This window comes from Mesorhizobium sp. WSM4850, from assembly GCF_055811735.1.
Window position 1 is genome coordinate 1 of record NZ_JBVVPV010000047.1, and the last position, 26,499, is coordinate 26,499.

At 58.9% G+C, this 26,499-nt stretch carries 20 protein-coding genes and 3 pseudogenes; 6 read left to right on the forward strand and 17 right to left on the reverse strand.

Going from position 1 to position 26,499, the window contains the following annotated elements; all coding sequences use genetic code 11:
- Positions 1–1,047 precede the first annotated feature (1,047 nt).
- On the forward strand, positions 1,048–1,533 hold the full coding sequence (locus AC0L2Z_RS29445) for a hypothetical protein (protein WP_473630000.1): 486 nt from the start codon (positions 1,048–1,050) through the stop codon (positions 1,531–1,533).
- Positions 1,534–1,581: 48 nt separating this feature from the next.
- On the opposite strand, the gene AC0L2Z_RS29450 is transcribed toward AC0L2Z_RS29445, so the two are convergent.
- The gene (locus tag AC0L2Z_RS29450) at positions 1,582–1,770 is read right to left on the reverse strand and encodes a hypothetical protein (RefSeq protein WP_473630001.1); all 189 of its coding nucleotides are present in this window, start codon (positions 1,768–1,770) and stop codon (positions 1,582–1,584) included.
- A 263-nt stretch (positions 1,771–2,033) separates the two neighbouring features.
- Here AC0L2Z_RS29450 and AC0L2Z_RS29455 point away from each other — a divergent pair, with 263 nt between their 5' ends.
- Complete coding sequence (locus tag AC0L2Z_RS29455) at positions 2,034–2,276, forward strand: hypothetical protein (RefSeq protein WP_473630002.1); 243 nt, start codon at positions 2,034–2,036, stop codon at positions 2,274–2,276.
- Positions 2,277–2,490: 214 nt separating this feature from the next.
- Positions 2,491–2,808: a hypothetical protein gene (locus AC0L2Z_RS29460; protein ID WP_473630003.1), complete on the forward strand. Its 318-nt coding sequence runs from the start codon at positions 2,491–2,493 to the stop codon at positions 2,806–2,808.
- A gap of 16 nt (positions 2,809–2,824) precedes the next feature.
- On the opposite strand, the gene AC0L2Z_RS29465 is transcribed toward AC0L2Z_RS29460, so the two are convergent.
- The gene (locus tag AC0L2Z_RS29465) at positions 2,825–3,058 is read right to left on the reverse strand and encodes a hypothetical protein (protein ID WP_473630004.1); all 234 of its coding nucleotides are present in this window, start codon (positions 3,056–3,058) and stop codon (positions 2,825–2,827) included.
- Positions 3,059–5,007: 1,949 nt separating this feature from the next.
- On the opposite strand from AC0L2Z_RS29465, the pseudogene AC0L2Z_RS29470 reads away from it, so the two are divergent.
- Positions 5,008–5,295, forward strand: a pseudogene (locus tag AC0L2Z_RS29470) (alcohol dehydrogenase catalytic domain-containing protein); the annotation flags it as partial.
- A 44-nt stretch (positions 5,296–5,339) separates the two neighbouring features.
- Here the strand turns inward: AC0L2Z_RS29470 and arcC are convergent.
- From arcC to AC0L2Z_RS29540, 14 genes and pseudogenes are all read right to left on the reverse strand, one after another.
- Positions 5,340–6,275, reverse strand: a complete 936-nt coding sequence (gene arcC, locus AC0L2Z_RS29475) for a carbamate kinase (RefSeq protein WP_128245724.1) — start codon at positions 6,273–6,275, stop codon at positions 5,340–5,342.
- Between the two features lie 3 nt (positions 6,276–6,278).
- Positions 6,279–7,280 (reverse strand): ornithine carbamoyltransferase, encoded by a 1,002-nt coding sequence (locus AC0L2Z_RS29480; protein WP_128245725.1) that lies wholly within the window; start codon positions 7,278–7,280, stop codon positions 6,279–6,281.
- 32 nt (positions 7,281–7,312) lie between these two features.
- A complete protein-coding gene (arcA, locus tag AC0L2Z_RS29485) occupies positions 7,313–8,539 on the reverse strand; it encodes an arginine deiminase (protein WP_473630030.1) in 1,227 nt (408 codons plus the stop codon).
- Positions 8,540–8,605: 66 nt separating this feature from the next.
- On the reverse strand, positions 8,606–8,914 hold the full coding sequence (locus AC0L2Z_RS29490) for a hypothetical protein (RefSeq protein ID WP_473630005.1): 309 nt from the start codon (positions 8,912–8,914) through the stop codon (positions 8,606–8,608).
- A 60-nt stretch (positions 8,915–8,974) separates the two neighbouring features.
- Positions 8,975–10,258: an amino acid permease gene (locus tag AC0L2Z_RS29495; RefSeq protein WP_473522782.1), complete on the reverse strand. Its 1,284-nt coding sequence runs from the start codon at positions 10,256–10,258 to the stop codon at positions 8,975–8,977.
- A 302-nt stretch (positions 10,259–10,560) separates the two neighbouring features.
- Entirely contained in the window at positions 10,561–11,418 is an 858-nt protein-coding gene (locus AC0L2Z_RS29500; protein ID WP_473630006.1) for a TorF family putative porin, read from the reverse strand.
- A 144-nt stretch (positions 11,419–11,562) separates the two neighbouring features.
- Positions 11,563–12,504 carry an amino acid ABC transporter substrate-binding protein gene (locus AC0L2Z_RS29505; protein ID WP_473630007.1) on the reverse strand — a complete coding sequence of 314 codons (942 nt, stop codon included), beginning with the start codon at positions 12,502–12,504 and terminating at the stop codon, positions 11,563–11,565.
- Positions 12,505–12,540: 36 nt separating this feature from the next.
- Complete coding sequence (potE, locus tag AC0L2Z_RS29510) at positions 12,541–13,881, reverse strand: putrescine-ornithine antiporter (protein ID WP_473630008.1); 1,341 nt, start codon at positions 13,879–13,881, stop codon at positions 12,541–12,543.
- A 32-nt stretch (positions 13,882–13,913) separates the two neighbouring features.
- A complete protein-coding gene (gene speC / locus AC0L2Z_RS29515; protein WP_419694552.1) occupies positions 13,914–16,277 on the reverse strand; it encodes an ornithine decarboxylase in 2,364 nt (787 codons plus the stop codon).
- The gene (locus AC0L2Z_RS29520; RefSeq protein WP_473630009.1) at positions 16,274–18,535 is read right to left on the reverse strand and encodes an Orn/Lys/Arg family decarboxylase; all 2,262 of its coding nucleotides are present in this window, start codon (positions 18,533–18,535) and stop codon (positions 16,274–16,276) included. Before AC0L2Z_RS29520 ends, speC begins: the two co-directional genes overlap by 4 nt.
- A 350-nt stretch (positions 18,536–18,885) precedes the next feature.
- The gene (locus AC0L2Z_RS29525) at positions 18,886–19,179 is read right to left on the reverse strand and encodes a VIT1/CCC1 transporter family protein (RefSeq protein ID WP_473630010.1); all 294 of its coding nucleotides are present in this window, start codon (positions 19,177–19,179) and stop codon (positions 18,886–18,888) included.
- Complete coding sequence (locus tag AC0L2Z_RS29530; RefSeq protein ID WP_473630011.1) at positions 19,176–19,550, reverse strand: hypothetical protein; 375 nt, start codon at positions 19,548–19,550, stop codon at positions 19,176–19,178. The genes AC0L2Z_RS29525 and AC0L2Z_RS29530 overlap by 4 nt, the downstream gene beginning before the upstream one ends.
- Positions 19,551–19,839: 289 nt before the next feature.
- Positions 19,840–20,379 (reverse strand): annotated as a pseudogene (locus AC0L2Z_RS29535) (cation transporter); the annotation flags it as partial.
- A gap of 434 nt (positions 20,380–20,813) precedes the next feature.
- Positions 20,814–21,527: pseudogene (locus AC0L2Z_RS29540) on the reverse strand (recombinase family protein); the annotation flags it as partial.
- 338 nt (positions 21,528–21,865) lie between these two features.
- Here AC0L2Z_RS29540 and AC0L2Z_RS29545 point away from each other — a divergent pair.
- Positions 21,866–23,125 carry an MFS transporter gene (locus tag AC0L2Z_RS29545; protein ID WP_473630012.1) on the forward strand — a complete coding sequence of 420 codons (1,260 nt, stop codon included), beginning with the start codon at positions 21,866–21,868 and terminating at the stop codon, positions 23,123–23,125.
- A 552-nt stretch (positions 23,126–23,677) separates the two neighbouring features.
- On the opposite strand, the gene AC0L2Z_RS29550 is transcribed toward AC0L2Z_RS29545, so the two are convergent.
- Positions 23,678–24,031, reverse strand: coding sequence for a hypothetical protein (locus AC0L2Z_RS29550; RefSeq protein WP_473630031.1), 354 nt, complete (start codon positions 24,029–24,031; stop codon positions 23,678–23,680).
- 267 nt (positions 24,032–24,298) lie between these two features.
- Here AC0L2Z_RS29550 and AC0L2Z_RS29555 point away from each other — a divergent pair, with 267 nt between their 5' ends.
- Positions 24,299–25,252, forward strand: a complete 954-nt coding sequence (locus AC0L2Z_RS29555; RefSeq protein WP_473630013.1) for a polyphosphate kinase 2 family protein — start codon at positions 24,299–24,301, stop codon at positions 25,250–25,252.
- Positions 25,253–26,499: the final 1,247 nt, after the last annotated feature.

Sequence of the window (26,499 nt, forward strand, 5' to 3'; positions counted from 1 at the left end):
GTCGTTGACCCAGGCACACGCAAGATCATCAAGATCATCGAATGACGTAAGCGACTGGGAGGACAGCCCGCCGTGCCGAAAGGTGCGGCGGGCTTTTTTATTTTTGGAACAAAGCCGCGATGGCGAGGCCTGCCGTAGCAATCAATGTGCTGAAGCTTGTCATGTCATTATGTCGAGAACGGGATCGTATGCCCTTGAGACGAGCGGGGACGACCATCTGCTTTCGACTGCGGTTAATCGGCGGCATCAACAAGCTCGTTGACGAGAACGGGCCGAGACGGAAGGACTGGGGCTATGGAACCCTGAACAGGCGCATGTTGTTGATGGTCATTGCCGGCCCGCCTATCCGGGCCGCAAAATCCAAACATAAGGAGTAACGAGTGTTGGCCAGTCAACGAGGAAGGCGCGTCCGCGCTGAGATTGCTCTTGCCCAGAACCTGATGCTCGCGCCCTGGGTCGTGGGGTTGCGGTTGCCGATCCTGGCTGCCGAGGCAACCAGTTCGCTGGTTTCAGGTCGGCCGGAAACCGTCAAGGCGGTGAGCGAAAAAGTTTCGGCCCTTGCGCAGGGGATTCTTGCGGCACAGGTGGCTTGGACGCGGGGCGCATTGACATTGCCGCTCGTCATAGCCGACGCGTCATCGCCGCTGGCCGATATCGGGCGATCAATGGCCCTTGCTGCTCTTGAGCCTGCGGGGCGGCAGGTTCGCCTAAATCACCGCCGACTTTCCAGGCGCCGCAAACGGTGAAGCCGCAAGAGGCGAAAACACCCGCAGCAAGGCTGCAACTGCCGCAGTCCATCGATGAATGTGCGATGGACGTGTAAAACTTGGCGGAATTTCAATGAAAACCTCTTCCGGGGCGGCGGCGGAGAAAATGATTTCTACCACCGTATACCCGGGCGGTCGCAATCACCTGATAGACGCGAAAAGAACGCGCCGTCGGCGGATTGACACTTCAGTCGGGATACAGCTCTTTGCCGTTAATGGAGGTGTCGGGAACTGAGCTTCGGTTCGGCGGTTGAGAAGAGGGAGAGTTACGGAGGTTAAGGTGAACGGCTTGCTGAAGACTGGACTTTTGACAGGCGTGACCGGCACGGTCGCAAGTGTTGTGACGGCGGCGTTCCTCGTCCTTCTGGCCAAAGCCGAAGGAAAGTCGGCGTTGCAGCCGACCAACGCCACCAGCCACTGGCTCCACGGCGACAAGGCTGGTGCGGTTAGGAAGGCCGACCTCGCGCACACGGCGGTCGGCTTCGGCACCCATCATGCTTCGGCCATATTCTGGGCCGCTCCTTTCGAGGCTTGGCTCGCCAGAAATTCTCCGCGGTCGCCGCTACTGATGCTGCGCGATGCCTCCGCGGTAGCCGCGATCGCTGCGGCTGTGGACTATCTCGTTGTGCCGAAGCGGCTGACCCCGGGCTGGGAGACAGTGCTTTCTAAGCGCTCCATCGCAGCTGCGTATGTAGCGCTCGCTGTGGGTTTGGCTGCCGGTGGACTAGTCGCGCAGGAGATGCGAAAAGGCGAGGTAGGGCCATAGCGCCGGGCATTTCGTGGCCATTGAACTCCTGGTGCAAAAGCTTCTGTACTACGGCACGAAGTGGAGAACCGTACGGCAGCGACCGCGGGTGTATCGATTCAGTTCGTGAACACAAACCCGGACGGCCTCTTGCTCGAACTGCTGAGCCAAGACGGCAATGCTCACGCCGCTTTCGGCAGGAAGATTGCCGACGTTCTCGTGTAGCCAGTTTTCGAAGAACTCTTTTGTAGGGCTCATGCGCATCTCCTTCGGGAGATGAACGCCCTCCGGCCCGAGGTGACGGCTTTACTCCCCTTCAGCACGTCCAGGCACTCCTTAATTTGAAGCACGCTGCTGCACGACCATCTGTCGACGATCGAGGGTGGAGAGAGATTCGCGCCGGCAAAAGTTGGCCGCCTTACAGGGGGCTGCCAGGCGGCCAGACCGCTATCTACTTTGTTTGAGCAGTTCCAAGGGACCAACGGGTTTTCCCGCAGTTTTGTCAGTGAATGGAGGAAATTATGAACAACGAAAACACGGATCGGATTTCCGCGCCCAAGACACCAGATGACAGTGCCAAAGAAGGACGTTGGGGCAACAGTGAGCGGCGCGTTCTCCAGGCATTCGATTTGGCTCAAGAGGCAGCCGATACGGTCAAGCAGTCGGCCGCTGATGGTGCGTCAACAGTCGCCAGCCAAGTAAAGGAAATGCTGGATCGTCAGGTCGGCAGCGGTGCCGAGGTGATGGGTCGGCTATGCGCGTGACCTCTCCGGTAAGCTCGATCTGCTGCCCCTTCTTCACCCTGGTATGATCGATGATCGAATGCGGGAAATTGTAGGAGGGGATTGAGACGCTGACGCGGTCCTCAGTGACCCGCCTGCGGACGGTGGCCGTGTCGCCACCAGGTTTCCAATCCCAATTCCCCGCGCCATTCCATGAGTCTGGAGCGGCCGGCGTCTCAGTCAAGAGATTGCTAATATGGGTGACCGCTTCATCCAAACGATGGACGAAGCCCATCAATGGCCGGTGCTATTTGGATGTATGTCGCGACCTTACTTGCCCCCGAGCCACCTTGCTATCGCTGTGATCGCGATCAGCATCAGCTATGCCGAAGCTGCGGACCGTAAGGTCGAAACCGCGAAGCTCGATACGTACGCCAATTCGAAGAACCTGCCGGTTTGCACCGCGTCAAGCTCCCTCTCCGAAGTCCTCGGTAACAAGTGTTTTCTCGTCAAAGGTTCGATGATCTATGGCGACATCGCCGATCTGTCCCAGATAGTCACTTTTAGTCGGTAGCCGGCGAAGGTCATGGTTATTCTGCCAGATGGTCCTGATCGATCTTGGCAATTACCCCCTCAAGGGCCTGGACTGCACGCCTCGATATCTCAACATGAGCGGCCGTGGTGTCGACTTTTCCCTTGCCCGGCTGAACGCTCCAAATGCCGGTTTTCCCTGCTTCGGCATTGGCGATAAACCGGCGCTCATCTTCAAGCTGCTGGCTAAGTTCTTCTCGGAAAGCCTTCCACTGGTCTTTCGTTGCGGGCATCGGTTTCCGTCCTATCTAACAGCGCACGTTGGGAACTGACATGCGGCCCGATCCGCAAGAGCTTTCGTTACCTCGGATTTGGAGGCGCACGCCCTGGCAAGTTTGACGCCGAATCCTTGGCCCTCCAGGCAGCGAACAATGTAGCGGTCTCGCAGTTCGGAATTCACGTCATAGGTCGTGCTCGAAGCGGGGATGTTTATGGCTCCGACCCGGTTGCAGGTCGTCATAGTGCCATACGTGTTGCATTGGATCGTGCCGGGATTGTTGTAGCCGGGGTTAATGTCGGTCGCCAGCGACTGCGGGATCTCTCTGAACGAGTTGATTTTGCATTTGATCGGTCGCGGTCTGGGTTGAGTTGAGATCAACCCCAGGCTTGAAGACCACATAAGCCGGTGTGGACTGACATCCAGCAACAGCCAGTACCACGAAAGCATAGCGCTTATGCATGTTTGTTCCCCCGCCGGAACTGAACGCTAAAAGGGTCGTCTCCGCAAGGGCTTGCCGCCGTTAGCCTCCGCTGTCTATGCCGCCGCGCCCCTGAGCCTCACGCCAGCGCGGACGCAATCTGACAGGCGGCGGGCATGATCTGACCGGCAGCTTTGCGCCAATCTCGGACGCTTAGATCGGTTTGGCCGCTTCCTGAAAGCCGACGTCCCAGCGACCACAATGACAACCGCGGTGTGCCCAATTGTGGACCTTGGCAAATTCGCCGCCTTGAAGATCAGCCTAACCATCATCGGAGCGTTGTCATGATGAGCCCGGACCAGAAACCAGCGTCAGCCTAGCGAACTGCCCCCTCCATGCGCAATTTCAGGCGCCTTTACGCTTAGTCGGAAGCCGTCTACTATTCAGCCGAAGGCAGGGTCCGGAGACATGGTCCGCAAGCTTGCTGGCCATTCTGGCTGCTGATGTGGTCGGCTATTCCGCTCAAATGGAGCTATGTGACCGTCGAGGGTCAACGCGCCGGGGATCAGCGCCGCCGAGCGCGAGCGCTACTTGGAAACGTTGCTGCCGGCCGGCTTCCCGCCATGCGCCTCCGACGAGCAACTGGCTAAGATGACCAATCCAAAACGTCTTCCCGAGTGCCCCAAGTAGCCTTCCCGCGAGCTTCCGTGATCACGCAAGTAGCCTTTATAGCAGCGCGCGAAAATTCAGATACATCTGCTCAATCGCTACTTCGGTATCCGTCAGGTCAGTCCAAGGTCCGATTCTGAGCCTCCGAGCCTCGAAGTTGCCCGTCCGCTCCGGCCCATTCCAGACATTGAAGTTCGGCACCGGAGCCCCGCTCCTAGGCCGAAGAGGCTGACCAATTTGGTCGCCGGTTGGTTTGCTTTCTGTGTTCTCCGCATAGCGGCCTTTCACCAAACGACCCCCAGCTTTTGAGCCGGAAAACCCTGTGATTTCAATGGGGGAAAGCTAGGGAGTAAAAAGGCGCACTCCCCAGCTTTGGAGAATATGGGCTGACAGAGAGCAAAAAGGCACCTTCACTACCAGCAACAGTCCCCCAGCTTTCGGCCGAAAGCCAGCAGTTCTGCGGGGTTTCTGAGCCGCCAAGTCTACGCAGAGAACGTTCTGGGAGAATTGAGTGGTAGACGGAGAGCACCTGAAATCCAACCTTCTCCACCCCGACTCGCAACCTGCCCCATCACGTTGCCGCCATGCACCACCGCCCACGGCGAAGCCGGGAACGTTGCACGCTTCCTTGACCTTCTCAACGATGTCCGGCAGGGCGCCACCGCCTTCTCGACGCTCCAACACTGCCAACAGCCCCACCTACAAAAGCCGGCCTAAGTTTTTTAACGGAGACGGGGAACATGGATGCTGCCTCGCGGTTGGACCTCAGAAAGCCAATTCCAGTCTGAAGGAAAGCGGCCGAGCTCGCTCTCACGACGCCGCGAACCGGGCCTACGGGGGATTACGCATGCGAGCGCTGGTTTGGAAAAGAAGACATACGTTGCGACGAGGTTACCGACCCCGAAATCGAGGACCCGCGCGATGTCATCGTCAAGGTGACGAGCTGCGCGATCTGCGGCTCGGACCTGCATCTCTATCACAACCTCATTCCGGCAATTCTGCCCGGCGACATTATGGGCCACGAAATGATGGGTGAGGTGGTGGAAGTTGGATCCGGGGTAAACGGCGCGCTTGGGAAGGGAGACCGCATCGTCGTTCCCTTCACCATTTGCGGGGAATGTGACCAGTGCAAGCGCAAGAACTTTTCGGTCTGCGAACGTACATGGTCGTGCCGCCGATGTACCCCGTGGCGGCGGCACTGCCCGCTTCAGCCGAAGACAATGTCTCCAGCATCGACTGAGATGGTAGTACCTTTTTCACCTCGCACCGCGGCGGGCACATCCGGCAGGGCACAGATGATGGCGCGTCCACCGGTTACCCGGGCGAAGTCCTGCGCCGCCTCGACTTTCGGCCCCATCGAGCCCGCAGGAAAGGTGTAGGCGTCGAGCGCGTCGGGCGTAGCCGAGCGAATCGCGCGCTGTCCAGGCTTGCCCCAATCGAGATAAACAGCATCCGTGTCGGTCGCGACGACGAAAAAATCCGCCCCAATTTCCTTAGCGAGCAGGGCCGAGGCACGATCCTTGTCGATCACGCATTCGACGCCGATCAGATGCCTCTCCTTGCCCGGTTCATACATCGTCGGGATGCCGCCCCCGCCGGCGGCGATCACCACCGCGTCCTTTTCAAGCAGCCACTTGATCGGGCGGAGCTGGAAAATGCGCTGTGGCAGCGGAGAGGCCACGACCCGGCGCCAATACTTGCCGTCGGGCTTGACTTGCCAACCTTTCGCCGCCGCCTCCGATTTCGCCTCCTCTTCGGTGTAAACCTTTCCAATGAACTTGGTCGGGTCCTTGAACGCAGGATCATCAGGGTTGACCTCGACCATGGTCAGAATCGTAGCGATCGGCTTTTCGAACGGCAGGATGTTGCCGAGTTCCTGTTCGACCATGTAGCCGATCATGCCCTCGGTCTCTGCCCCGAGCACATCCAACGGAGAGTCTTCGCCCTCGTAAGCGATCTCCTGGAGGGCTAACAGTCCGACCTGCGGGCCGTTTCCGTGAGTGATGACGGTCTCGTGCTCCAGGCATAGCGGCGCCAAGGCTTCGGCTGCGACCTTCGCATTCTTGCGTTGATTCGTGGCGGTCATGTCCTCGCCGCGTTTCAAAAGCGCGTTGCCGCCGAGTGCTACCACCACGCGTCCCATGGCTCAGGCCCCCAGCGTGGCGACAAGGATCGCCTTGATCGTATGCATGCGGTTTTCCGCCTGCTCGAAGGCGATGTTCATCGGGCTCTCGAATACTTCCTCAGTTACCTCCATTTCGGTGATGCCGAACTTCTCGGCCATTTCTTTGCCGACCTTGGTGTCGGTGTTGTGGAAGGCCGGCAGGCAGTGCATGAACTTCGCGTTCGCGTTGCCGGTCGCCTTCATCACCTTCATGTTGACCTGGTAGGGCGTCAGCAGCTCGATCCGACTCTTCCAGACTTCCTTTGCCTCTCCCATCGACACCCAGACGTCGGTGTGCACAAAGTCGACCCCCTTAACGCCTTTCGCCACGTCGTCGGTGATGGTGATGCGTGCGCCGGTCTCGGCGGCGCGCTTGGCCGCCATCTCGCGCACATCCTCATGCGGTTGGTTCTCCTTCGGAGCCACCATGCGCACGTCGCAGCCCATGATCGCGCCCAACATCAGCAGCGAATTGCCCATATTGTTGCGTGCGTCGCCTAGGAAAGCATACGAGATCTGGGTACGCGGCTTGTCGGCATGCTCGACCATGGTCAGCATATCGGCGAGCATCTGGGTGGGGTGCCAGTCGTCGGTCAGGCCGTTATAGACCGGCACGCCGGCGTATTGGGCAAGCTCCTCGACCAATCCCTGACCGGAGCCGCGGTACTCGATGGCATCGAACATGCGCCCGAGGACGCGGGCGGTGTCCTTCATGGATTCTTTGTGGCCAATCTGGCTGCCGCCCGGATCGAGATAGGTGATGTGGGCGCCCTGGTCGTGGGCGGCGACTTCGAACGCGCAGCGGGTGCGCGTCGAGGTTTTCTCGAAAATCAGGCAGATGTTCTTGTCCTTCAGCGCCTGCTGCTCGGAACGGGCGTACTTCGCACGCTTGAGATCGCGCGAAAGGTCGAGCAGGTAGAGCATCTCGCGCTGGGTGAAATCCGCAATCTTGAGGTAGCTGCGGCCCTTGAGATTGAATGCCATGATGTTTCTCCCTGAAATTGGTTGGCGAAGGCTCAGTAGGCAGGGTCGCGCAGGATCGGGCAGGTCATGCAGTGACCACCGCCGCGGCCGCGGCCGAGTTCCTGGCTTCCGATGGTGATGACCTCGACGCCTGCGCGGCGCAGCAGCGTGTTGGTGTGGGTGTTGCGGTCGTAGCCGATGATGACCCCGGGCTCGAGCGCGACGACGTTGTTGCCGTCGTCCCATTGCTCCCGCTCCTGCTCGAACGCGTTGCCTCCGGTGCCGATGACGTGCAGGTCGTCGAGCCCGAGCGCCTCCTTATAGACATCGAACAGGTGCTTGTTCTCCTTATGGATCTCGAGACCGGCATCGCCGCCTGGACGCAGCGAGAAGCAGTTGATCTCATCGACTACCTCGCGGAAGGCGGTTACCTTGTCGTGATCGAGGCAGGTGAACACCGTGTCGAGATGCATCGCCGCCCGCGATTTCGGCATGACGCAGGCGATAACGCGTTCGGCGGCTTGCTTGGCGAACAGCCGTTTGGCGACCTGGTTCACCGCCTGCCGTGTGGTGCGCTCGCCCATGCCGATCAGCACCACCCTCTTGCCGATCGGCATGACGTCGCCGCCCTCCATGCTGGTATTGCCCCAGTCCTCGTCGCTGTCGCCCCACCAGATCTCGAATTCGTTCTTCGTAAAAAGGGGATGGAACTTATAGACGGCCCGCTGATAAAGCGTCTCGGGCTGGCGCGCCGGCCAGAACATCGGATTGCAGGTCACTCCGCCATAGATCCAGCAGGACGGGTCGCGCTGGAACAGCGCGTTCGGGACAGGCCGGACCATAAACTCGCTCGCTGACAGCACCTCTTGCATGATGGGCGTCACCATGTCGGCCGGTAGGTCATCGCGCACAATTCCGCCGAGCAGGTGCCGCGCGAGGGCATGACCGTCCAGTTCGTCGAGCCATGGTCGCAGGATTCGCGAGAGCGTGGGACCGACCTGATTGTCCGTTATTCTCCGGTCCAGAACGAACTTACGACCCTCCGGCACCGTGTCGAAGACTTCCGTCAGCAGGTCCTGGATGTCGTAAACCTCGATGCCGCGGTCCTTCATTTTGAGTACGAAGTCGGCATGATCGGATCGTGCCTTCTGCACCCAGATCACGTCGTCGAACAAGAGATCGTGGCAGTTACCCGGCGTCAGCCTTTCGTGCGCCAGCGACGGGCGCGACACCATCACTTTGCGGAGCTTGCCGATTTCCGAATGAACACCGAGTTGCATAGTCGAACCTCCCTTACTTGAGACCGGCGGCCCCGTGGGCTCCGGCGCGGGCATTGCGCCATTTGATCAGGACGTGAATGGGAATTCCCACGAGAACGAGCAGGAACCGAGAAAGACTGTTTGGGCCCCCCCGCCGTGGATCGCCCAGACCGAATAGGTGAAGCCAACGCCGCCCAGTATCGCGACCTTGGTGACGCCGGCGCCAGCCACTGTCCGGCCAGTCCGAATCAGGATCATAAGCTCGGCGAGCGAGCAGAGCGCGTAGGGCAGGAAGCTCGACATCACCGCAAGCAGGATGATGGTGTTGAACGCGCCCACCAGCCCTTGTGCAAAATTCATCGCGACGAGGATCGAGGCCAGAACGTTCGAAAACACCAGCGCGTTCGCCGTTGAAGAAAAGATGTCTCGCAAGCTCATACATTCTACAATCTGTTCCTACATGGCAATCGCGCCTGTGCGCCGTCGTTGCCAGACAAACACAGGAATGCCCAACAGCAAGAGCACCAGTCCGTAAAGAACGGGCTCTGCCCCGCAGCCGTAGAGCGTGAATATGGCGAATAGGAAGGCTACGATCTCGACGATCGTCACACGGGGAACATGCACGCCGCCGCTGACGCGAGCTGAAACCAGGCTGCCGGCTAGTGCGCAGAACGCGTAAGGGACGACTGCAGCCATCGTGCTCAAGCCGACGACCAGATTGTAGAACGCCGAGAAGCCCTCCGCGCCTATGGCCTGAACGAGAATGAGCAGCGTCGCCAACACGGCCGAGACCACGATTCCGATCGCCGGCACGTTTTGCTGCGAAAGGTTGCCGAACAAGGGTGGGAATAGCCCATCGCGCGCTGCCGCCATCGGCACCTGCCCCATCAGCAAGGTCCAGCCATTAAGGGCGCCGATAGATGACAGGATCACGGCGATGGAGATCGAAATCTCGCCTGCAGGCCCCCACATCGCTCGGGCTGCATCGGAGAACGGCGAGAGCGAATGGACGAGTTCGTGCCGCGGCAACACGCCCATCACCACAATCGTTCCGAACACGTAGAGGGTCGCCGCGATCACAATTCCCAGCACCGTCGAACGAGGAATCGTGCGCTCGGGATTGCGAACGTCGCCAGCCGGGACGGTCGCAGATTCAAGCCCAAGGAAGGCGAACATGGTCAGCGGCGCCAGCGCGGCAGTGGCTTGCAGCAACGGCTGGCCGCTCGGATTGAACTCGCTGAAATGCGACGTGTCTATGTAGAGCAGACCAATAACAGCTACTGCACCGAACGGCACCAGCTTGGCGTAAGTCATTACCTGAGACACGAGGCCGGCAGCTTTGACACCTCGCAGATTGATCAGGACCACAACCCAGATCGCACCGAGGGTAAAGACAACGATCATCGTCCTCCCCCGCAGAATCGGGAACAGGTCGACGACCGAACCGGCAAGGGCAATGGCGATTACTGGCAGTGACGCCCAGATCGATATCCAATAACCCCAAGCAACCAGAAAGCCAGGGAAGTCGCCGTAAGCCAAGCGGGTGTAAGCGTAGGGTCCGCCGGTTGCGGGCGCCAATCGCGCCAGTTTCGCGAAGGTCAGGCCGAGGCAGATCGCTCCTGCACCCATCACGATCCAGATGACAATGGCGAGGTTGCCATAGGGAGCGAGGGCCGCGGGCGACAGATAGAAGCCCGACCCGACCATGTTGCCGACCACGATAGCCGTACACGCCGCCATACCAAGGCTTTTTCCGGTCGTGAGACCGTGCTCCGCCACAGCAACTGCAGGCCCTGCGGCAGGTGCACTTTTGGTCGGATCCGGTGCTTGCGTTGTCAAGGAAGCGCTCAATCCCTGCTAGCAGTGGTCACAGTGCCGGTTCAAAGACCTTGAAATACGATGATCGCCCTTCGCTCGGGCCTGCCTGGAACCTCGAAGTTCCGCTCATCCAACCGCGTTGACTGTTTCGACGTGTTGTCGATTCCGCTTACCCAGATCCCGCCAAAACTGCGACTTGCTAGGCCTCTGTCAAAGCAGACAGGCTACTTGTCAGATAACCAGTCCCTCACCGCCGACCAGCTCGTATCGAAGGAAATGGTCGCCACCACCCTGTCATCGCAACCATCGGAGAAGCCGCTACGAACCGTGCAGCCCTCGTCGGAAAGATCGGTACCCCAGTAACGAACATCGAGGGTCAGCGATTTCCAGCTGTACGAGATGCCGGCCATCCATGCGAGTTGCTCGAATGCGTCGGGATCATCGATGAACTGGTAGCCGATGCCAGCATACGCCGAGAAGTCATGCGGCAAAGGTACCCTCACGCCGCCGGCAACCCAGGTAGCGGTATTTCCACTTTGGTTGAAGTCAGGAGCAAAAAATACGCGGCCGCCAATAGTGAACATGTCTTCGACGTTGTAGTCGGCCTTAGCGAAAATTTCCCCATAATCGGGGCTAACATGCTCCGGTGTATAGAAGTAGTGAACATAACCAAGATCGAGCGACAGCGGACCGAATTCCGGCCTGATACCCGCGGCGACATCGATCTCTGCTCCTTCAAAACCTTCGCCATAGTCGACGTTGGACGACCACACATTCACATATGCCGTGCCTATCGTCGGTAGTTCGATACTCGGCTCGACATAGCCTTGGATTGCAGGTTCGCTGTTGGAGTTGGTTATACCGCGCGAAACATAGTCGGTCGTCAAGGCGATGCCAAACGCAACGTCGAAGGGGACCCCCGGAGTGGCAGCGAGAGGCGGCGGAGGGGGAGCTGTGGGCGCGATTTCCTGCTCAACTGCCTGCGTGTTTGCTGACAGCAGTATGAAAGGAATTGCAACCATTGATGGTGAGAATATTGTGGCATAGACAGTACGGGAAATGTTACGAACAAATGCGGCCATGTCGTTCCCCTGTAATCGTGTTTTCAAGCCACCCCATTCCAGAATACGCCCCTACACGTTGGTGTAAACACGGCAGCCATACCGCATTACCGCATTCGCGTATCCTTGTGTTATTATTGTACCAGATCATGTCTCCGAGCGCCATCAATCCGGCAATGCGCTTTGAAGGAAGAAAGTCAGGACCGCCTCGTCCGGCGCGCCGAACCATTTCGCGTAGGTGTCTTGGAACTCACTGGACCTGAAGTGCCGGCTGAGCGAACGATCGACAGACAGCCGAAAATCGTCATCGTTCCTTGCCAGCGTGAGGGCGACGGGCTCATGGGTGAAGAACCTCTGCAAAATCATCAAGCTGTCCTTCTCTTCAATTTCCGCTGTGGTCTCCACCAGGATCGGCCGGGGCCCGAAGAAGACATCCGTGGCGCCTTCCAGAAGGCCACGCACGCCGGCTTCGAAGCTCTCGACTGGAACGACCTCCGCGGGAATCTGAAAGTGTTTGAGGCGCTCTGAGAGCCAGGTTTCCGCGCTCGTGCCGGCCACGACGGAAAAGGTCTGCTCCTCGAGAATATGAGCCGGCGAGGCGCGCCAGATCGGTCCCGACGGAGGGCGGCCCTCCAGCACATCCCTCAGAGCCGGGGGAGCATCCGCCCTGAGCATCGCGGCTACTCCGGACGGATAGATCGGAATCGAGAACGAGACAGTCTTTCGTCTCTCAAGAGTGACCGCGTCCGGTCCGCACAGCAGATCGACCTTGCCCTGCACGACTGGATCGAAACCCTCCCCGACAGTCACAGGCACCCATTCGATCTCCAGGTCAGAAAGATTGAGCTCGGCTCTGATCTCTTCGGCAATCTTTTGGCACAACGAAACCGAATAGCCGGCGGGACCACCCGATTGCTCCGCGAACGAGAACGGTCGCACGTCCGGCCGGTAGCCGAGCAAGAGCTTGTGCGCCTCGCGGATGCGGTCCAGCGTGGCGGCCGGGGATGGAACCGTATACAAAAGCCCCAACACAAACGCGACTGCCAGGACTAGCAAGGTCTGCCGGTGGCTATGATGCCGCAATGAAAACTGTTGGGCGCATTGCATGTTTAGTCTCCTCTCGAGGGCCTTGCTCCCCGGCAGTCAAGGGGCGGTGGTTGGTTCGACCGCCTCGCGCTGCCTGGTCGCGAAGCGAGGCGCGATAAAGCCCCAAATGATAAAGGTAAGCGCCGTCACCAGCATGCCGCCCATGACAGCCTCGTGCCCTGATGCGTAGAGAGCATAGGTGCTGTAAAGCATGGCCACTAAAGCAACAGCGACATTTGCCCGGTACTTTATCCCGGCAATGTTCGCGGTCTTCATCATCATTATGAGCGCAGACAGAGCGATGATGTAAGGAATCACGTTCGTCACGACCGCGAGATTCACTAGAGCCGAGAACTGCTCGCTCAGCGTAGGCGAGATCGTCATCAGTGCCAGCAGCGATTGCACGACGCCGAGAACGATCATTCCTGTGACCGGCGCACCCATGCTGTTTACTCGGGAAAAGAATGCGGGGAACATGCGTTCGTCGGCAGCCGACTTTCCGGTCTGGGCGATCGTGAACTGCCAGCCGAGCAGCGAGCCGAGGCAGGCAAGAATTGCGAGCGCCATGACAATGTTTCCGATAAACGGATTGAACATCTGCGCATATGCCAGCGCGAACGGGCCGGTTGACTGGGCTAGGTCGGCGTTTGGCACGATGCCCTGGATCACGGTCGTGGATAAAATATAGATCACCGCCGCGCCCAAGGTCCCGAACAGGCATGCCAACGGGACGTCGCGCTTCGGGTTCTCCACCGCAGCCGAATTCTGCGCGGCCGATTCCATGCCCAGAAAGGCCCATAGCGTCAGGGCAATGCTCGATCCCATGCCTTCCGCGAGCGAAAGCCCGTTCGGATTCCATGCCTGCGCGAAGGTCTCTGAGCTGAACCAGAACCAGCCTATGATGGATATTCCGGCAACTGGAATGATCACGCCCCAGACCGTAATCGCGCCAAGCCTTCCTGTGATGCTCGGGCCGCCGAAGTTTGCAACGGTAGTCAACCAAAGCAGTGCGATAAGTCCGATGCAGGTTGCTATCGGGGTCGACGAAAGCACCGGGAAGAAGCCGGCCAGGTAGCCGACGGCGGAGATGCCAATCGCCACGTTTCCAATGGCCAGCGAAAGGAAGTAGAGCAGGAACACCAAAAAGTAGCCTGGCTTCCCGTAAGCATCTTCGGCATAGGCCGACATGCCGCCAGGACGCTGATTAAACAGGCCCGCCTGCGCGAACCCGTACGCGATCGCCATCGATCCCACTGCTGTCACAATCCAGGACAGCAGCGATATCGCACCAACCTTTGCCATGTTCGTCGGCAGCATAATGATGCCGGACCCCATCATATTCACAGCGACGATGAAGGTCAGCTGGACCAAGTTCATTCGTTTCGGCTGTTCAGGCATAGCCAGTCCTCCCCAGTTCCTCGCCCTGGCCGTTATTCACGGACTACGTAAGTGTGAAACTTAATACGGCCGTCGATCTTTTCCTGGAAAACGCCCTGAACCTCGTAGTTGAATCCAGGAAACCGATTGAACGATTCTTCGAAAGCAAGGAAGTAGTCGAGCATCGGACGGGCTCTCTCGTCCCAGCGTTCGCCGGGCACGACGACGCCGATGCCAGGCGGGTAAATCAGCGCAAGCGTGGCCGATATCCGGTCTTTGATGTTGGCCAGAGGTATATAGTCGACATCGTTCGCGACGAGCGCCTCGTAAGCCTTCTTGGAAGGCATCGCGAGTTCAGGGAAGCTGGACGCCCTGAAGCATTGCAGTTGAAGTCCCTTGACGTTGGCCGCACGATAGAAGTCGTGCATCTCATTGCAGATCTTGCGGATCGTATAGCCGGCATAGCGTTGGCTGTTCGCCGCGCACACGGTCGGCAGGACCTCGGGCAACGGCGCATCGCGATCCCATAGGTTCTTGAACTTGACCAGTTTCGCAATCAGCGTGTTGAGCTTGCTCTCGTCCTCCGCCGGTGTCATGAGAAAGAGTATGCTGTTGAGATCGCACTTTTCCGGCACGACACGCTGTTCACGCAGATAGTTGGCCACAACCGTCGCGGGCACGCCGAAGTTCAAATAGTCGCCGGTCCTCCGATCAATCCCAGGCGTCACCAGCGCCAGCTTGTTTGGATCGACCATCGCATAGCCGTCCACATAGCCTGAGTAGCCGTGCCACGTGGCCTCCGGATGGAAATTCCAGCATTGCTGCTCGCGCTTAAGCACGTCCGTGGGAAGGCTCTCCCATGGAGCAGCCTCAACGTCCGGGGTTATGGCGGAGCCGCGGATCGTCACCTTGTCGGGTACGAACGGGTCGAAGAACCATTTCTCTTCGTCGCCCTCGCCGTTATCCTCGTAGAATCGGCAGAATTCGCGCAGCTTTTTGCGGCAGTCGATCCCGAGCGCGATGCAACGATCCCAAAGCATCTCGCCGGCCTTGCCTTCGTGCACCTTCGCGTTTACCTCCAGCGAGGCGAACAGCGGATAGAACGGCGACGTCGACACGTTCATCAGGAAGGATTCGTTGAACCGCTTGTGCTCGATGAATCGGCGCTGGCCGCTGATATGCTGGTCGCGCTTGTGGATTTGCGATGCCTGCGAGAAGCCCGCGCCCTGCTTGTGAACGGATTGCGTGGAGAAAAGGCCCGCCATCTGCGGCCCAAGGTCCTCCAGGCGCATGGGGCTATGGTCTTCGAAAAGGGGGTGGAAGGCATTGTAGCCGATCCACGCTTCGTCCCAGAGGATGTAGTCGCAGAGATGACCGATTTTCTCCATGACTTTGCGGACATTGTAGACGGTGCCATCGTAGGTTGCGAGTTGAATGCACGCGAGCCGGAAGGGGCGTTCCGCCCTGTGCCGGTCAGGATCCTTTACGAGAGGATTGGTGCGGATTTGCTCGCGGAGATAGTCTTCGTCCCAAGCATTCCAGTCGACGGCGCCGATCATGCCGAAGGAATTGCGGGCGGTCGGCAGGAAGATGGGGATCGCGCCGGCCTGGACCAGTGCGCCCTGGTGTAGCGATTTGTGATTGTTGCGATCGAACAAAACAAGATCATCGTGCTTGAGAGCGGCGTTTGCCACGATCTTGTTGGAGGTGCTCGTGCCATTGAGGACGAAGTAGGTCTTGTCGGCGCCGAATACCCGTGCGGCGTAGCGCTGTGCTTCTACGGCCGGGCCCTCGTGAATGAGGAGATCTCCGAGATCAACATCAGCGTTGCACAAGTCGTTGCGAAAGATGTTCTCGCCGAAATGCTTGAAGAACAGCTGGCCGGTTGGGGACTTCTGGTAGAACTGACCGCCCTGATGTCCCGGGCAGTCGAAGGCTATGTTGGCCTCGCCGTCATAAGCCATCAACCCCCCGAAGAATGGGGGCAACAGCGTCTTTCCGTACATCAGCAGGCTGGCGACCACCTGCTTGGCGTAGAAGGCCGGGGTCTGCTGACCGAGGTAGATATAGCCGTCAACCTCGCCCGTCTGGATGAGTACCGCCATGTCAGCGAGCTGGTGCGCATCGGCCAGCGCCCACAGCGGCGTACGGAACCCAATTGCCCTCACCGCCCTCGCCAGGCTGCGCGCACCTTCGAGTCGATCGCCGTCGATGGATGCAATGTAGGCCCCGACGGAGGCATCCTCGGAAACGTCGCGGTTGGGACTGTCAGCGATCTCGATCTCGAAGCCATCGGCCGCGATCTGCTCGAGCAAATTCTTCGTCAGGGGATTGCTGTCGTCAACGATCGCGACGATCTTGAGTAGTTTGTGGAATGGGATCGCGGCAGTCGGGGATCTGACGTCACGAGGGATCATTTGGCTACCCCTTTCGCAATGCAGTCAATCAGGTAGCGTCTTCCCTCCGTAGTAGGCTCGAAGCGCAGCCCGTGAATGTCGGTTTCAAAGCCTGGAAACTTCTTGTCGAAGTCCCGAGCGTAGAGCAGATAGTCGTAGATCGACTTGGTTGCCTCGGTGATACGTTCACCAGGCATGATCAAAGGTATGCCTGGCGGGTACGGCACCACCATTACGCCAAGCGTTCGTCCCATCAGCGCGTCGATCTCAACGCTTTCCACACGGCCGCGCACGAGGCTTTCATAGGCATCGCAGGGCCGCATCGCCATCTCGGGCAACGTCGTGTACATCTCGCGCTGCGCCTTGGGTAGATTGTCTTCGCGATAGATCTTGTGAACCTGATCGCACAGGTCCTTGAGGCCCATTTTTCCATAAGCCCCCGGATGCGCGTCGACGAGCGCCGGTAGCACACCCTTCAGAGGCGCATTGGCATCGTATAGTTCCTTGAAATTGAGCAGCTCCGTCACCAGCGTGCTCCACTTGCCCTTGGTGATTCCCATCGAGAACAGCACCAGGAAAGAATAGAGTCCTGTCTTTTCGATCTCGATGCGTCGCGCCGACAAGAACTTGACGACCACGGCAGCAGGGATGCCATGTTCCTGCATGTAGCCATTCGCCGACAGGCCCGGGCTGAGGATGGTGACCTTGATCGGGTCCACGAGTACATGATTGTCAGCCAGACCCTCGAAGCCGTGCCAAGGATCACCTGGTTTCAGGACCCACTCGAACCTTGTCCCGGCAGGCAGCTCAGCGATGGCATCAGGCTGCCAGACGTCGAACCACCATGAACCGTGGACCTGCTTTCTGACGGCCGCCATTGCGCGGCGGAAGCTGAGCGCCTCCTCAATGGTTTCCTGCACGAGAGCCCGGCCTGCAGGTTGTTCCATCATCGCCGCGGCGACATCGCAGGAAGCAATGATGCCGTATTGCGGCGAGGTCGAGGTGTGCATCATGAACGCGTCGTTGAAGCGGGCCATGTCCAGCCGCTTCTTCTCGGCATGCTGTACGTGGATCATGGACGCCTGCGACCAGGCAGCCAGCAGCTTGTGTGTCGAGTGGGTTGCGAAGGTGATCGCGTTGGCCGAACGCGCAGGACTGGCCGACGAGATGCCGTGATAACCATCGTAAAATTCGTGGAAATTGGCGTAAGCGTACCAAGCCTCGTCGAAATGAAGTATCTCGACAGAATTGCCGATGGTCTGCTTTACCGCATCGATATTGTAGCAAAGACCGTCATAGGTTGAGTTGGTCATCACCATCAGGCGGACCTTGCCGTCGGTCTCCTTGGCAAACTCACTCGCCGCGATCTTCTTCTTGATCGACTGTGGCGTGAACTGGTCCCTGGATATCGGACCAATGATGCCCAAGCCGTTACGGGACGGCACAAGATAGATCGGCGTTGCACCCGTCATGATCAATGAGTGCAGTATCGACTTGTGACAGTTACGGTCGCACAAAACCAGATCGCCACGGCTAACGGTTCCGTGCCAGACGATTTTGTTGGCCGTGGATGTACCGCCCACGACGAACAATGTCTCGTCCGCTCCGAAGATTCGCGCAGCGTTACGCTCGCCCTCCGCGATGGGACCGGTGTGGTCCAGGAGCGATCCAAGCTTGCCGACCGATACGGAGATATCGGACCGCAAGGTGTTTTCGCCGAAGAACTCGTAGAAGAGCAGACCGACCGGACTCTTGCGGAAAGCCACACCACCGCCGTGACCGGGCGTGTGCCAGGAGTAGCTGGCCTGCAAAGTGTATTCCATGAGCGCCTTGAACATCGGCGGTGGAAGGCGCTCGAGGTAGAGCTGCGCCGCGCGCACGATGACCCGCGCAATGAACTCAGGCGAGTCCTCGAACAGCCGCATGAAGGCATTGGCGTGCTTCAGGACCCTGGTCGGAACCATCTCGGCGGTGAGTTCGTCGCCGAAGAGGAAGATTGGCAGTCGATCGTTGCGACTGCGCTTGGACGCCAACACCTCCTCGAGGACCTGCCACCGCGTCTCGCCGTTCTCCGAGCCGTCTACGGAGATCAACCAGCACGATTCGTTATTGAAGATTTTGACGAGCCGCCGGGCATCCTCGTACGATACGCCAGCGACCACGCGGAATCCCTCTTTCTCGATCGCGGCAGCAAGCTGTTGCATCCCGCGACCGGCAGCGTTCTTGCCTTCATAGTCTTCATCGATGATGGCAATGGGGAATGCCTGGACCTCATGCATGGCTTACTCTCATTGCTTTGAGTTTCGCGGCGCGTCATAAGACGCGACCCAGGTAGCCCTACGTCTTCCAGATCAAACGAGAGTTGTGGCGGCGGCGGCGTTCGCTGCTGACGATCCGTCAACGCTATGTGGCGAATGGCAGCTTTGGTCGCGGGTCGCCCAGTATCTGCGCCCTCATGCCGCTAAGTTTCGCACGAATTGGTTGACCTGACAAGGAACGAGGCGAAAGTTACTGCAATCGAGGAAACAGGCCATGGCACGGTGTTGATGCCGCAGGTTGGAGCGTCGGGTTAGCCCGCTGCGATCTGTCCGACAGAACAGCACGTGTGCAGCCGACCAGCCGGGGTCCCTCAACCGCCTAACGCGATGGTCAGCGCAACCAACAGGCAACCGAGCAAAACCATGGAACCGGCCGTCCACCACGGCCGGTATTCTACCAGGTGTCCGAACGCGTAACCAGCGATCAGCATTATCGCAATGGCGATTGAGTTTGAGATCCGAAGCGCAGTTCGGGCATCCTGCACAAGCAGGAACGGAACAAGGATGGGCATCGTAGAGCCGAACACCAGAACAAAAACAGCCGCGGCGCCTAGCCAGTCCTCTCTCTTGAGTCCTGCTCGCGTTTTCGCCGTCGTGACCTTCAACAGCGTGGAATGCACCCTCTGTCGAGATCGGCAGGCGTCAATACCGACGCCACCAGCAAAGGCAGCCTGTCAGCTATTGCCGCCCGTGTCTCTTCGGGTGTGGCAGCCTGGTGCACCTTGGCAATGGTGCGCTGGTCTGCTGCCTGATCGGCAAGACACCCCATGAGATACATGATTGCATCGATGAGAGCCCAAGCCAGATTGCAGCCGATCGCGCCGACCAGCATTGTACGCACTTCCAGTCGGCCCACCCCTGCAACGCTCATCGAGCCGGTAAAGGTAAGCGCCATTATAAGGCCGAAAAGCACTTCGGAAATCCGCTCGATAGGTTCGAGCACTCGCATCGATGCACCCAGATGCCCAGCGCCCATTGTCTACCCCGAAGAACAAGTCGTGGCCCGCGATGTGCGTCATCACTGTGCCATGGGACGGATTTTACGATGCCGGCTGCGTCATTATCCATCTGGAACGCAAGGCGACACCATGAGGATAGCGACACCATGAGGATAGCATTGTGATCTTCTCCTCGCCAGCGTGACTTCCTCGTCATCAGACACTCTTCTTGAAACGCGTCTCCCGCAAGATCGACCTCGGTCGCGCGATGCGGGTCTGCGTAAATTGCGCTAGCGGATTGAGAACGGATACCTCATGACGGTATCGCTATTCGGCCCAGCCGACGTCCGCAGTAAAGGCTATTGTTAACCAGCGATTGTGTCCTTCATCGCCAATTGCTGTATCTATCTGGTCGCGGATGCGATCCCACTCCTCGATGCTCTTTGGAGGCAGGTTCGCCGGCACGATAAAGTAGAGTTCTATTTGCGTGGCCCGTCCAACTTTTGCGGCGTAAGCTCTATGGGACAGAAATCCTTCCCGCTGTACTGTCTCGGTGGCAATTCGGTCAACGTGAGCTTTGACATCGACAGGTGTTATGAGCAAGATCTCGGACAGAGCTCGGCGCACCGTGCCGATGGGCAACGGGATAATCACTACGCAAACCAACGCCAGAACGACAGGATCGACGTATGGCGAAATCCAGGCAAGTGGTGTTCCGCCTACCGCCTGACCGATTAGGAAAGCGATCAAGAGGGCCGACGTAATGCCGGCGGACATTATCCATGCCTTGACCGCGAGGGTGACAACGGCATAGACAATCGCGATGCCAAAGCGCAGTTCGTTGCCCCCGTGTAAAATGGTGGTTACCCGGCGGCGGCGCGCCCTCGTTGAAGCGGATACGCGCAATCTGAGTGGCCTGACGGTCGCGCCCGAACTGCGGCTGCCGGCCAGCGCAGAGACCTTGCCGCCCGCAAAACTGTGCTCGACGGCATCCACAGAACAAATTCGAGTCGGAGAGTGATTGCACTATTTCGAACATGCTAGCACCGCGATGCAGGAGTCAGCTAAGCACAAATATGAAGAAGCCACGAGGTGGCGGCGCTTTCAATTCACTCAGCGTGCTTAACGGATGAGCAATCGCAAGAGCCCGGCCACATTGCGAACCTGCCCGCTCAGCCCGAATGACGCCGGTCGTTGGCAGAACTGTGGGCGCGTCGATCAGTCATTACCGGCACCGCATAGTGTTATTGACGTACCGCAATGCCAATCAGCCGAGTTTCTCTTGTCGAGGATATTAGTAGTTAACCGGCGTCGATCCCGTTTGTTCCGGCCGCGCCGGTGGCTATTTCCCGCTTATAAAGAGTAGGGGATTGCCGCGCGAGACCGTTGCGCAAGTTCGACACCTGCCATTGGCAATTGCGCGCTGTGGGAACGCCGCGGTTGTTTAGAGCGATTGCCAGTCCACGGAGGCTGGTGATGCCCGACCGCTGAATGGAAGCGATGATTGGCAGTACGGTCTGGGCAAACCGGTCGGCTTCTTCGATCGACATCTTCCGACCCTTCGCCGCAGCTTCCGCTGTGTTAGTCGGATTACCGAGTTTTATGCCAGTGGTCTTGCGCGAGGCGAGGGCCATTTTGGTCCGTTCCGAGATTAACCGCCGTTCTTTCTCTGCCGACGCGGCGTAAAGGTGCAACATGAACGGATCGGCATCGGCGCCAAGTTCGGCGACGATAAACGGGACCCGCTGGACCATCAGGCCGGCTATGAAGGCGACATCTCGCGACAGGCGGTCGAGCTTGGCCACGATCACCGGGCATTTGAACTGCCGGGCAAGGGCGAGGGCAGCTGTCAGTTGCGGACGTCGATCAAAAGCATCCACGCCCTTTCCGGTTACGATCTCGGTGAACTCCTGGAGGATGATCATTCCCTCCGCCTCGGCAAAGCGGGCGACCGCGGCACGTTGGGCCTCGATGCCCAAGCCTGAACGTCCTTGCCTCTGAGTGGAGACTTGATAGTAGGCGACCGCGCGCGCATGTTGCTAATCCCTGGGGTGTGCTCACAGGAGAATGAGAAGCTACTTCTAAGTGGTTGTTTATGAAATCTTCCGGTCACCGACGAGCGTAGCAGGGCGCACCAGCCGGTTTCCTCCATCAGACGCACTCCCGAGCGATCGGGATGAGAAGCCATCACAAGCGTTCTACGACGTAAATTGACCCCAAGTGGACCTTCTTATCGCGAGGCGGCAGTGACCGCTCAAGGGGGAAAGCGGACCGATGTAGGCATCATGCGTTGACATTAGGCGGGCGCGGCCAGTTTAGTGGGGGCACCAAAGCTGTTGTGCCCTATCGGAAGATGCTAGGTTACCTCTTACCTCTCGGCTACCGCCCCATCCTGTCGCTTCTTCGCGGCACGGGTTTCCTGCTTGCAGCAACAGGGTTGCATGGCTTGCTCTTGCCGCTGCGCGGGCAGGCGGAGGGGTTCTCGACTGCGTCCCTTGGGTTACTCGGAACCGCCTGGGCGGGCGGTTTCGTCGCCGGCTGCATCTTGGCACCTCGGCTTGTCCGCCAGATCGGGCACGTCCGCGCATTCGGCACCTTTGCGGCTTCTGGCGCAATCGTCGCGCTGCTCACCGGCCTGATGGTTGACCAGTACGTATGGATTGTTCTGCGCGCCTTCACTGGCTTCGTGATGGCCGGCGCTTACATGATCGTCGAGAGCTGGTTAAACGAGAAGGCGACCAATGAGAGCCGGGGCACCGTCTTCGGCCTTTACATGATTGTCTCATATGCCTCGCTCGTGGCCGGCCAGATGATCGTCGTCTTGGGAGACGTGAGGAACGCGTCGCTGTTCATGGTCGCCGGGATCTTCTTCTGCCTCGCCCTAATCCCGACGGCAGTGTCATCGGCAGCGACGCCAAAACCGCTAGAGGATGTCGCCCTCGATCTGAAAGGTATCTATGCCACTTCACCGCTCGCCCTGATCGGCTGTTTCCTGACCGGCGTTGCCAACGGAGCCTGGGGAACGCTCGGAGCCGTCTATGGTGCCCGCATCGGTATCAGCAACACGGGTATTGCAGTGATGGCAAGCGCAGTTGTTCTCGCCGGTGCCGCTCTCCAGTTTCCGGTGGGCCGGCTGTCCGATATCACCGACCGCCGCCATGTGCTGGCCGGTGCGGCGGTCGGAGCGGCCGTCTTCGCGCTCCTCGTCTTCGTCCTCCAGCCGCGGTCGGCCGCATTGGTCATAGTTACCACCGCGGCCTACGGTGCCCTGGCCTACACCCTCTATTCGGTCGCAGTGGCACATGCCAACGACCGCGCCCGTCCAGAGGAGTTCGTCAAGGTGTCGAGCGGTCTGCTGCTGTTCTATGGCTTCGGCACGATGGTCGGGCCGGTGCTGGGGGCCGTGCTGATGGCCGGGATGCGGCCCGAGAGCTTGTTCCTCGCTACCGCTCTCGCGCACACTCTGCTCGCCGTATACGCGCTGGTCAGCATCAGGAGCCGCGCTCCGGTATCGCAGGCTGCCAAGGAGGCGTTCAGGACACTGCCGGTCGAGCAGGCTGGGACGCCTGAATCGCTGCGGCTGGATCCACGAACCGGCCCGGCCGCAGAGTGAAACCAGGCGGCAAGTCTGACAATCCCGTCGGGAATGCGTCGCTGTGTCGCTTGCCGCCGTCTGTAGATTGTGCGCTTTGCACAGCCGCTCCCTACAGTGGAGTGTCCTATCTCGGCCGATATTGTTGAAAGGTCCGGCGCCCCGAACGCTTCCAGGCGTTCGATAATCGTGGTCTGAGTCAACCCGTCCTTGTGGAGGCGATTCCCTTGCTTCGTCCTTCCAGAAGAGATCGCTGTGCGGCGGCCGCTTCGCGTTCAGATCCCTGACTGTCCGGACGGCCTTCTTGGCCCATTTCTGAAAATCATCGACAGACCAGTAAAGCACCTTCTCTTCAGTGCGGGCTTCGCACCAATCCCAGCCTTAACGCACGGCGTGATGAGAACAGCGGTCATGCTCAATTCATCCGCTCCCGCCACGTTTTTCCTTGATCCAGTCGGGGTGCATCGCAGCCTGTTTCGCCTTTTCGGTCCCAAACACCGACGTGGCGCTGCATTTAGGATGATCCTCGAACACGATGCCTTTGGTTTGTCGAATACATTGTCGGCAGTGTTTTCAATCGCCATTGTCATACCCATCGGGATCGTCGTCGTGATCATTTTCGTCATCATCGAACTTGGAAGGATCGACGACCGGGACCAGGAAGACGCGCCAGTCAATGCCATCACTAGGACTGTCCGCGTCCCCAGCCATCACGCGGCTAGCCTTCCAGGTTTCGGCCTCATTGGGGCGCGCCCTGCGCAAATGGATTTCGGAGACGCCATCCCAGAGCGAACGACCTTCATTCTGGAATACATGCAGGTCCCGCTGGAATGCCCTGTCCGCCAGCCGCGCCCTTGCCTCATCATCGCCTGTCGCGTCAAAAGCGAAGATAGCTCGTCCCGATATCTCGGCCACATATATGGTCATCTTCGATCCCTTTCCCGGAGCTGTTTGAGCGGCTCTCGAAAGCTGAGATCGTGCCTCGACGAGCGGCATGTTCACTCGCTCGGGTTTCGACCCGACCACAGCGTCTTGGCCGAGGCTCCATTGCATTCGACATCCGTCCAGTCCTTGTCAATATACCGCAAGTTTGGCTTAGTTCGCCGCTCGCTCCGCGGCCTGGTTGATCGTCTTCATGGTTTGCGGCGCGGCACAACAGAACGTCGACTGCGGTCGCCCAAATAGGAGCATGTCATGGCGGAGGATAAGATGAAACTGGATGTGGATTTTGACAAGAAGCGTGAGATCCCCGTGGGGGACAGCGGCCGGGTACGCTTCCGTTTCCGGGATATTGCAGTGGAGCCCGGAAAGGCGGTTTCGCTAAAGAAGGATTTCGACCCGGATTTCACCGGCGGCTATGACGACAAGGCCGGGGCGCTCGAGAAAGTGGCGGCAAACGTCGAGCGACTGTCGGCGATGCAGGAAGTCCTCTATGCCCAGGATAACTACGCTTTGTTGATCATCTTTCAAGCCATGGATGCGGCGGGCAAGGATGGCGCGATCCGCCATGTCATGTCCGGGATCAATCCGCAGGGCTGCCAGGTTACCAGCTTCAAGGCGCCATCGGCGGAAGATCTAGATTATGGCTACCTTTGGCGCGCATCAAAAGCGCTGCCGGGGCGCGGCATGATCGGCATTTTTAACCGATCCTACTACGAGGATGTTCTGGTCGTCAGGGTTCACCCGGAACTGCTTGAAAAGCAAAAGCTTCCGCCGAGCGCTCGCAAAGGAGAAATATGGCAACGCCGGTTCAAGGAAATAAACAATTTTGAAAAATATTTGCGGCAAAACGGCACAATCGTTTTGAAGTTTTTTCTTAATGTCTCCAAGGAGGAGCAAAAGAAGCGCTTCTTGGCGCGGATAGACGAGCCCGAAAAGAACTGGAAGTTTTCACCGGCGGATTATGCAGAACGAAAATACTGGGACGACTACCAAAAGGCATTCGAGGATATGCTGGAAAATACTAGCACGGAGTGGGCTCCCTGGTTCGTCATTCCTGCCGACAACAAATGGTTCGCCCGGCTTGCTGTCTCGCTGGTGATCGCGGGGGCTTTTGAGAGGCTCGATCTACAGATGCCGGCGGTCAGCGAAGCGCGAAAAAAAGAGCTGATGCACATACGAAGCCAGCTTCTCGATGAGAAGGACTGATGGCGCGCGATGGCGGACGGCGCCCCCTTGGCCTTCAGGTGTCGCCTTCCGTGCGGGCAGCTCTTCTTGGACAGCAGGTGTGGTTTTTCGAGCGGCAATTCGCGGGACCCAAACAGCCGAGCTGCGATTAGCGAGGGTCCCATTGGCTTTACCTAGCCGCTGAGGTCGCGGACCAGCCGCTTTGGGCGGCACGATCGCTGGGGCGCTTTGATAGGTCAGCTGTGCGGGCCACTCCAGACCTTTGAGCTGGACGCGCTGATGGTCGCGATTGGGTCAGGTCACGACCATGCCCACACCAACCTGAATGGCCGCTCTTGAATATTCGCAGCCCGAAGCTGCCGGTCTGCTATCGGCCCCTTTCGGTCTTTTAATGCCACTCGCTCTGACGGCCGCTACTGGCGGTCAGTTCGCGTCATGCGACGCTTACGACATACAGGTTGGAACTCAATTGCATTCGCCTAGCGAGCGATCCGCTCAACTTCGCACGATCACGAAACCGGTAACCTGTTGAGACTATTGGTATCGAAATCTGTGAGCCAAAAGAGCGAGGTTGCCAGGTTCGGAGAATATCGGCCGAGAGAGCGCTCATTCAACGTGGAATAGCCGGCGGTGCGGCTGCCAGCTTTTCTTCGAAAAACCCGCAGTTCTGCGGGATCCGTGCACCGGCAAATGTAAGCAGAGAATGTCGGGCAGGGTGCATTGGCGGAGGGAGAGGACCTGAAATCCAACCTTCTCCACGGATCTGCGATCACCCTTCGTGGGTGGGGTGTTCGGCTGATGCTGTTCAGTCGACCTGTTCAATCTGCGGACCTGGTTCGACCGGCGGAGCCGGCGTGCAATCTTGCCCCTTGCATTCCTCGACAGGGTTATCGGCTGGTGGAAGGCAGTTTTGGCCCTCGCAATGAACTGCCGGCTCTGGCGCTTCTACATGGTCAGGCGGAACAAGCTGATCCTCAGCGCGAATGGCCGGCATTGCTACGCTGATCATGCCCGCGCACAAGATCGCAATCCCAAGGAATTTCATTTTCGCCTCCGTGCCTGGCAGCGAGCTGACCCTACACTTTCAAGCTGCGGCCGCATCCTCTCACCCGCGAACGACGTTAACACGGGGTTTCAGTGCTGGCCGGAAGGGCGGGCCGAATGATCAGCGTTTCGCACGTTGGACGCAGGCCGGATAGGCGGCCGCGGTCGATGCGGTGGGTTGGGCGCCTCGATGGCACATCGGCGAGCTACGCTTGGATTGCCTG

Coding starts and splice junctions, on each gene's coding strand:
- AC0L2Z_RS29450 (WP_473630001.1), bottom strand. CDS start 1,770: ATGAGCCCTACAAAAGAGTTCTTCGAAAACTGGCTACACGAGAACGTC.
- AC0L2Z_RS29455 (WP_473630002.1), top strand. CDS start 2,034: ATGAACAACGAAAACACGGATCGGATTTCCGCGCCCAAGACACCAGAT.
- AC0L2Z_RS29460 (WP_473630003.1), top strand. CDS start 2,491: ATGGGTGACCGCTTCATCCAAACGATGGACGAAGCCCATCAATGGCCG.
- AC0L2Z_RS29465 (WP_473630004.1), bottom strand. CDS start 3,058: ATGCCCGCAACGAAAGACCAGTGGAAGGCTTTCCGAGAAGAACTTAGC.
- arcC (WP_128245724.1), bottom strand. CDS start 6,275: ATGGGACGCGTGGTGGTAGCACTCGGCGGCAACGCGCTTTTGAAACGC.
- AC0L2Z_RS29480 (WP_128245725.1), bottom strand. CDS start 7,280: ATGGCATTCAATCTCAAGGGCCGCAGCTACCTCAAGATTGCGGATTTC.
- arcA (WP_473630030.1), bottom strand. CDS start 8,539: ATGCAACTCGGTGTTCATTCGGAAATCGGCAAGCTCCGCAAAGTGATG.
- AC0L2Z_RS29495 (WP_473522782.1), bottom strand. CDS start 10,258: ATGGCGGCGTGTACGGCTATCGTGGTCGGCAACATGGTCGGGTCGGGC.
- AC0L2Z_RS29500 (WP_473630006.1), bottom strand. CDS start 11,418: ATGGCCGCATTTGTTCGTAACATTTCCCGTACTGTCTATGCCACAATA.
- AC0L2Z_RS29505 (WP_473630007.1), bottom strand. CDS start 12,504: ATGCAATGCGCCCAACAGTTTTCATTGCGGCATCATAGCCACCGGCAG.
- potE (WP_473630008.1), bottom strand. CDS start 13,881: ATGCCTGAACAGCCGAAACGAATGAACTTGGTCCAGCTGACCTTCATC.
- speC (WP_419694552.1), bottom strand. CDS start 16,277: ATGATCCCTCGTGACGTCAGATCCCCGACTGCCGCGATCCCATTCCAC.
- AC0L2Z_RS29520 (WP_473630009.1), bottom strand. CDS start 18,535: ATGCATGAGGTCCAGGCATTCCCCATTGCCATCATCGATGAAGACTAT.
- AC0L2Z_RS29530 (WP_473630011.1), bottom strand. CDS start 19,550: ATGGGCGCTGGGCATCTGGGTGCATCGATGCGAGTGCTCGAACCTATC.
- AC0L2Z_RS29545 (WP_473630012.1), top strand. CDS start 21,866: ATGCTAGGTTACCTCTTACCTCTCGGCTACCGCCCCATCCTGTCGCTT.
- AC0L2Z_RS29550 (WP_473630031.1), bottom strand. CDS start 24,031: ATGACCATATATGTGGCCGAGATATCGGGACGAGCTATCTTCGCTTTT.
- AC0L2Z_RS29555 (WP_473630013.1), top strand. CDS start 24,299: ATGGCGGAGGATAAGATGAAACTGGATGTGGATTTTGACAAGAAGCGT.